The organism is Bacillus sp. AFS029533 (assembly GCF_002585125.1).
GTDB classification, from domain to species: Bacteria; Bacillota; Bacilli; order Bacillales; family Bacillaceae_G; genus Gottfriedia; species Gottfriedia luciferensis_B.
On the sequence record NZ_NUQC01000007.1, the window covers coordinates 60,804 to 67,274 of the forward strand.

Here is a 6,471-nt window from a genome sequence, read left to right on the forward strand (position 1 = left end):
TTTTTTTTTCAATTAGAAAGTTGGCATAGGTTAGATAGATAGGATACTTGTCCGAACACTTTTTCTATTGGTTCATATAGTAAAGTAAAAGCTAATATTAAACCAATTTATGGAGTTGTTTATATGTTTGAAAAAGATGCGATTATTACCCTATTAGGTAGTTCTGGCGGAGTGGCAAAGGCAGTGCTTTCTATATTTAATAAAGCGGCAAAAGATCCAAATGATCCGCTCCAACAGATAATAAAAAATGCCAGGTTTCATTTAATTGATTTGAAACAGAAAGAGTTAACCTATTTTGAAAGGATTATTCCTAACCTAATAGAAAACGTTACATTTCATGAAATGAATGTTAATAATATTGATTTAATGAAAAAACATCTCATAGAGAGTAATACAGTTATTGTAGTTGATGTTTCTAGAGCGGATTCTGTTGAAATGTTGCGCTGCTGTAATGAGTTTGGTGTGAAATATGTCAACACTGCTTTAGAAAGTGAAATAGTAGATGAGGATGAAAGCATTAGTTCTGGGTTCCCACTTAAAGAACGTTTACGTATCTTCGAGGAAAATAAACGAAAGTTTAAAAATACTACAGCAATTATTGGTTCAGGAATGAATCCTGGGATTGTGCAATGGATGGCAATCGATTTAATGAACCAATTCCCTTTCGAAAAACCTCTTGCATGTTACATTGTTGAACATGATAATTCTTTTTATGAAAACCCTTCAATCGCTCAAAAAGAAACAATTTACACCACATGGTCCCCAGATTGCTTCCTAGAAGAGGCAGTCACAAGCTTTCCTATGTTTGTTAAACAAAATATTCCCATCTTCTTGTATGATGATGTTTATTCTGTTGAGTTTAAAGTAACATTGGGGGAAAAAGTCTTTTATGGTTGTCTTATGCCACATGAAGAAGTATTTATTATTGGCAAATTGTTCAACTTAGAAAGCGGTTTTGTGTATCGTGTTAATGAGCATACAACAAATCTAATTAGAAATAATTTAAAAAACACTGACGAAATATTGGGTTTTGATAAAAAGCTTCTAGATCCTTCAACAGCTCCATTAGTAGGAGAGGACGTAGTTGGAGTTTTACTTGTGTACGAAGATAAAGAGCGCTATATCTATAATGTGATGAACAATAAAGATTCATTCACTAATTACGGTACAAATGCAACCTACCTTCAAGTCGCTTGCGGAGTTTATGCAGGAGTTGCAAGTTTATTTTTGGATTCTGTAGCAAAAGGTGCCTACTTTGTAGATGAGTTAGTATTAAATACAAATAGTAATTATGGACAGTATTTAAAATATCATATGCCTCAGTTTGTATATGGAGAAAATGAAAAAAGTGATGGATTACTTTTACAAAGAATGAAAACATTCGATCATTAAAAATGCGAAAGAGGGTAGGAAGTTTTTTAAAGACCCCTCTTTTTATTTTATTTAACTACGAGTAAACCATTTAAGTCTTGAAAATTTTCTATTATATAAAATCTTTGTTTTTTGTGAAAATTACTATTTTTTTATGGAAGAAATTAAGTATGTAGTTTTTGAATGAAGCACACCTTTTCGTCTTAGACTATGGCTACGGGGAGGTTTCATCATGAATCTTATAACAAATTTCCGAGAAAAAAGAAGAGCAAAGCAAATTAAATTTGAAAAGAGTTTATTAAAAGAACTAAAAATAATGCAATTAAAAGCCCAATTAAAGGATTCGTTTTCCTACTGTATAGACGCAGACATTAACCAAAGAAAAGCAAGAGAGGATTACTGTTTCGAGTTAGCGGTAGAAACATATTTATTGGGTGCAAGATATAGCCGTTTTGGTTTTTATGGTGAACCAATTGAGAATGTTAAAAGAAGATCAGCTAAAGAATCTGAATGGTTAGCTTATTTATTTTATTCTTCTGTATTTGGTCGTAAGGATGATATTCAAACAGAACCGTTTGACCGATGTAAATCTTTTTTAAATAATTGGTGGTTAGATGGATATGTAAAAGGAGAAAGAAGACATAGACTTCGTTTATCAAAGTAAGTCATATTCTTCCTAGTTGTCCCATATATTTTTTATAGGACAATCAGGGGGAGAAAAAATGAAAAGATGGCACTTAATCGTTATCATTGTAACCTTTGTTTTTTTGATTTTGAGTATACCTTTATTACAAAAAACTTCAAAGACATGGAATTTTAGAGGACTTCCTCTAGATGGAAAAGTGATTGTGTTGGATGCTGGGCATGGTGGACCAGATGGAGGTGCTTCAGGTGGAGATGTTATTGAAAAAGTTGTTGCTCTGTCAATAACAAACAAACTGAGGGATTATTTACAAGGTCAAGGCGCAACGGTTATTATGACAAGAGATGGAGATTACGATCTAGCAGAGGATGGAATGAAAGGATATAGTAGAAGAAAAAGCGTTGATTTAAGGAAAAGGGTAGAAATTATTAATGGATCGGACGCAGACCTATACATATCAATTCATTTAAATTCCTTACCAAGAACATCTTCAAAAGGTGCACAAACATTCTATTATGGTTCATTAATTGAAAATGAGCGATTTGCAAAATACGTCCAAGCAGAGCTAAGGGAAAGTCTAAATAATACTCATCGATTAGCGAAAATTATTAATCATGTTTATTTGATGAAATATTCCAAAGTACCAGGTGCGCTTGTAGAAGTTGGCTTTTTATCAAATTATGAAGAAACTCAGCAGTTAAGAGATGAAGAATATCAAGATAAACTTGCTGCAGCTATATATAGAGGGGTTATTAGATATTATACAGATAAAAATGAACCGCCGAATTAATCGGTGTTTCAAACTATGGGCAAACGCTCGCTTTCTTCGTTACTTCGTCTGCTTACGGTGCTCATTACCGTTTAAGGTAACTCCGCTCCGCACAGACTTTGTGCCTCGAAAGACAAACGTTTTCAATTAGTTTGAAAATCATATTTTTTGGACTTCGTCTACGATAAGGAACCGCCGAATCAATCGGTGTTTCAAACTATCGGCAAAACGCTCGCTTTCTTCGTTACTTTGGCTGTTTACAGTGCTCATTACCGTTTAAGGTAACTCTGCTCCGCACAAACTTCGTGCCTGGAAAGACAAACGTATTCAATTAGCTTGAAAATCAAATTTTTTGGACTTCGTCTACGATAAGGAACCGCCGAATTATTCGGTGGTTTTCATTTTTACTAACTAATTAATGTTACTTAAGACTAACTATGATACATGTGTTATACTATTTAGTATATTAAGATAACGAGGTGTAAATATGCTTACCAATGAACAAGTATTATCACTTTTAGGTACAATTAATGAGCCATTTTTAAATAAATCATTAGCAGAATTAGATGCTGTTAAAGAAATATCGATTAAAGAAGAGAAGAAACATGTAAGCGTTAAAATTGCATTGTTGAAAACGGGGACAGCTGAACAAATGCAAATTCAAACACAAATTGTTCAGTTATTAAAGCAGAATGGTGCCGATACTGTTGGAATTCGATTTACTGAACTTACAGAAGAAGAAAAAGGTCAGTTTATTGAAAACAATGAAGAAAACTCAACACTTTCACTATTAGATAATAAAAAAGTTCAATTTTTAGCAATCGCAAGTGGAAAAGGTGGAGTAGGAAAATCAACTGTTTCTGTAAACTTAGCTGTTGCTTTAGCAAGATTAGGTAAAAAAGTAGGTATAATTGATGCTGATATTTATGGCTTTAGTGTACCGGATATGATGGGAATTACGACAAGACCTGTGATCAGAGGTGAGCGTATCATTCCAGTTGATCGTTTTGGAGTAAAGGTCATATCAATGGGATTCTTTGTAGAAGATAATTCACCAATTATTTGGAGAGGTCCAATGCTTGGTAAAATGCTACAACAGTTTTTCACAGAAGTTGAGTGGGGAGATTTAGACTATTTATTACTAGATTTACCACCAGGTACAGGAGATGTAGCGTTAGACGTTCATAGCATGTTACCATCTTGTAAAGAAATAATTGTAACGACACCACATCCTACAGCTTCAATTGTTGCAGCTAGAGCGGGAGTAATGGCATTAAAAACAAATCATGAAATTATTGGTGTTGTAGAGAATATGAGTTATTTTGAAAGTAAAAAAACGGGCGAAAAAGAGTATGTTTTTGGTAAAGGTGGAGGAGAAAGGCTTGCAAAAGAGCTTCAAACAACTCTATTAGGACAATTACCTTTACAGCAGCCTGATTGGGATGAAGAGGACTTTGCTCCTTCAATATATGATAAAGATCACCCAACTGGTAAAATCTATACGTCGATTGCTAATCAAGTAGTCGAAAAAATCGTATTAAATAAATAATAAACAATACCCTTTTAATTTATATGCTTGTTTTTTGTTATCAATGGTTATACGATAACCATTGATAATATTTAGACATGAATTAAATTATTAGGGTATTTATATTGATTAAATAGTTAATAAAGTTTTATATGAATCGTTAATTTTAGAAGAAAATCAGAAGCTTTGTGAAATCGGGGGATTAAGAAACGAATGACGAGTCGGAAATTGGTTCGATTATTTTTAACAACATTACTAGTTGGTGGAATCGCAACAATCGTAACGGGTATGCTTTATGGGTATAAAGAGTACTTAAGTTATGTTCAAGATGGTAGATTTATTAAACTTCTAGTAGAAGTATCATTTTTATTTATATTAGGATTAGTATTCAGTGCAGTAAGTCAGATGGGATTCTTTGCATATTTGACGATACATAGATTCGGATTAGGCTTATTTAAGTCATTATGGAATACAGTTCAAATTGTGTTAATCATATTTGCTTTATTTGATTTAGCTTATTTTCGATTTAAAGAGTATGCGCACGGAGAAGCTTTTACTTTATATTTAATATTCCCAATAGTGCTTTTGGTAGGTAGTTTGATTGTTTCTTATATAAAAATGAAAGAAACAAACAAAGGGGCGTTTATTCCAGCATTATTTTTTATGATTGTCGTTACAATCGTTGAATGGGTCCCAGCATTAAGACAAAATGATCTTTCGTGGTTAATTTTAATGTTAGTACCTTTATTTATTTGTAATGCGTATCAGTTATTAACTCTACACAAAATACTAAAAAGCTAAGAGAAATATCTCTTAGCTTTTTTATTTTACAATTTTAATATTGGTTTTAGTATTAGATATCATTTGAGAAACAGTTATGTTTTTATATCCTTCGTCTTTTAGGTAGGACCAAATTAATGGCAATGCTTTTGGCGTTTGAAGTGCCGAATCACTTGCATGAAGCAAAATGATGTCGCCCGGATTAGTATTATTTTCTACGGTTTTAACAATTTTATTTGTTCCCGGATTTCTCCAGTCTTCAGTATTAACACTCCAATGTATCACAGAAAGATTGTTCCGTGCAGCAAGCTTTATAACTTCTTTATTATATTCACCATTTGGTGGTCTAAATAACTTAACGTCTTTTACACCTAGACGATTAAATACTTCTGCTGAATTATTTAAATCTCTTTGCATTTCAACTGGAGTTAGCTGGGTGTAGCTTTTATAACGATACCCAAGTGTTCCAATTTCGTGACCTTGTTTAACGATTGTTTCAACGATTTCTGGATGTCGCTCTGCCCATGATGCAGATAAGAAAAAAGTGGCATTCGTAATTTTTTGATTTCGTAATACGTCCAAAACTTTGAGTACATTTTCATCGCCCCAGCTTATATCAAAAGTAAGAGCTACATTTTTTTGTGAGGCATCACCTTTGTAAATTGCCATTGGCCCCTTGTTTGTTGAAAAAGTTGAAAATGTTTTAGGTGCTTGTATATAAACTAAGCAAGCTGTAAAAAATGCAATAATAGTAATTAAAGAAAATTGCTTTAATTTTCTTTTTGAAGTGATGTAAAAGTAAAAAAGCATAAAATCGCCTTCTTTCTTGTCCAAGTTCTTATATAAAGGATATGAGATTTAGTAAGCTTGTATGCTATAAAACGAAATGATTAAATGTTTTAAGTATTTAGAACAGTAATAATGGGTTTAAAATCGAATTAAACCAAAAGTGCTATGGGGTGGGGGTTATGTTTGGAATACTTCTAAATAAGGAGCATGTATTAGAGATCGAGTCACTCATAATACGTTCGCTATATGAATTAGATAAAGAGCTATCATCGCATAATTTAAATGGTAGAGTTAGAAATGAAATGATTCAAAAGAAGAAAATCCTAAACGAAGTGTATAATAGATTACCGTTATAGGAGAATTCGCTTAAATAGGCTTGTACATTTATCCCATGAAAAAGATTTTAAAAAAAATCAATTTTTGTGTTGACGTTATATTTGAATACGTGGTATATTATTTCTTGTCTTCAACGACAACAAAAACTGATTCAACAAATTAAAAAATAATTTTTAAAAAATGTTGACAGGCTATATTACGAAATGGTAATATTAAAAAGTCGCTTACGAGCGATAAAGTGAACTTTGAAAACTA

Annotated in this window: 7 protein-coding genes; 6 read left to right on the plus strand and 1 reads right to left on the minus strand. The window is 32.4% G+C overall.

The annotated features are described in order from the left end of the window. The first annotated feature begins 123 nt into the window (after nt 1-123). The 5 genes from COE53_RS04255 (at nt 124) to COE53_RS04275 (ending at nt 5,112) form a co-directional block, all read left to right on the plus strand. Nucleotides 124-1,392 carry a saccharopine dehydrogenase family protein gene (locus COE53_RS04255; RefSeq protein ID WP_098947494.1) on the plus strand — a complete coding sequence of 423 codons (1,269 nt, stop codon included), beginning with the start codon at nt 124-126 and terminating at the stop codon, nt 1,390-1,392. A 211-nt stretch (nt 1,393-1,603) separates the two neighbouring features. Further along, nucleotides 1,604-2,035 carry a DUF2521 family protein gene (locus COE53_RS04260; RefSeq protein ID WP_069033628.1) on the plus strand — a complete coding sequence of 144 codons (432 nt, stop codon included), beginning with the start codon at nt 1,604-1,606 and terminating at the stop codon, nt 2,033-2,035. A 58-nt stretch (nt 2,036-2,093) separates the two neighbouring features. Then, the gene (gene cwlD, locus COE53_RS04265) at nt 2,094-2,804 is read left to right on the plus strand and encodes an N-acetylmuramoyl-L-alanine amidase CwlD (protein ID WP_069033629.1); all 711 of its coding nucleotides are present in this window, start codon (nt 2,094-2,096) and stop codon (nt 2,802-2,804) included. Nucleotides 2,805-3,270: 466 nt separating this feature from the next. Next, nucleotides 3,271-4,332 (plus strand): Mrp/NBP35 family ATP-binding protein, encoded by a 1,062-nt coding sequence (locus COE53_RS04270; RefSeq protein ID WP_098947495.1) that lies wholly within the window; start codon nt 3,271-3,273, stop codon nt 4,330-4,332. A gap of 192 nt (nt 4,333-4,524) precedes the next feature. Next, on the plus strand, nt 4,525-5,112 hold the full coding sequence (locus tag COE53_RS04275) for a KinB-signaling pathway activation protein (RefSeq protein WP_069033631.1): 588 nt from the start codon (nt 4,525-4,527) through the stop codon (nt 5,110-5,112). Between the two features lie 21 nt (nt 5,113-5,133). Here COE53_RS04275 and pdaB read toward each other — a convergent pair whose 3' ends face one another. After that, a complete protein-coding gene (gene pdaB / locus COE53_RS04280) occupies nt 5,134-5,901 on the minus strand; it encodes a polysaccharide deacetylase family sporulation protein PdaB (RefSeq protein ID WP_098947496.1) in 768 nt (255 codons plus the stop codon). 158 nt (nt 5,902-6,059) lie between these two features. Between pdaB and COE53_RS23830 the strand changes: the two genes are divergently transcribed. After that, nucleotides 6,060-6,236 carry a hypothetical protein gene (locus COE53_RS23830; RefSeq protein WP_175403482.1) on the plus strand — a complete coding sequence of 59 codons (177 nt, stop codon included), beginning with the start codon at nt 6,060-6,062 and terminating at the stop codon, nt 6,234-6,236. The last annotated feature ends 235 nt before the right edge of the window (nt 6,237-6,471 follow it).

What these genes read in the sequence shown, in the direction of transcription:
- cwlD (WP_069033629.1), top strand. Translation starts at nt 2,094, where the DNA reads ATGAAAAGATGGCACTTAATCGTTATCATTGTAACCTTTGTTTTTTTG.
- COE53_RS23830 (WP_175403482.1), top strand. Translation starts at nt 6,060, where the DNA reads ATGTTTGGAATACTTCTAAATAAGGAGCATGTATTAGAGATCGAGTCA.
- pdaB (WP_098947496.1), bottom strand. Translation starts at nt 5,901, where the DNA reads ATGCTTTTTTACTTTTACATCACTTCAAAAAGAAAATTAAAGCAATTT.
- COE53_RS04275 (WP_069033631.1), top strand. Translation starts at nt 4,525, where the DNA reads ATGACGAGTCGGAAATTGGTTCGATTATTTTTAACAACATTACTAGTT.
- COE53_RS04260 (WP_069033628.1), top strand. Translation starts at nt 1,604, where the DNA reads ATGAATCTTATAACAAATTTCCGAGAAAAAAGAAGAGCAAAGCAAATT.
- COE53_RS04255 (WP_098947494.1), top strand. Translation starts at nt 124, where the DNA reads ATGTTTGAAAAAGATGCGATTATTACCCTATTAGGTAGTTCTGGCGGA.
- COE53_RS04270 (WP_098947495.1), top strand. Translation starts at nt 3,271, where the DNA reads ATGCTTACCAATGAACAAGTATTATCACTTTTAGGTACAATTAATGAG.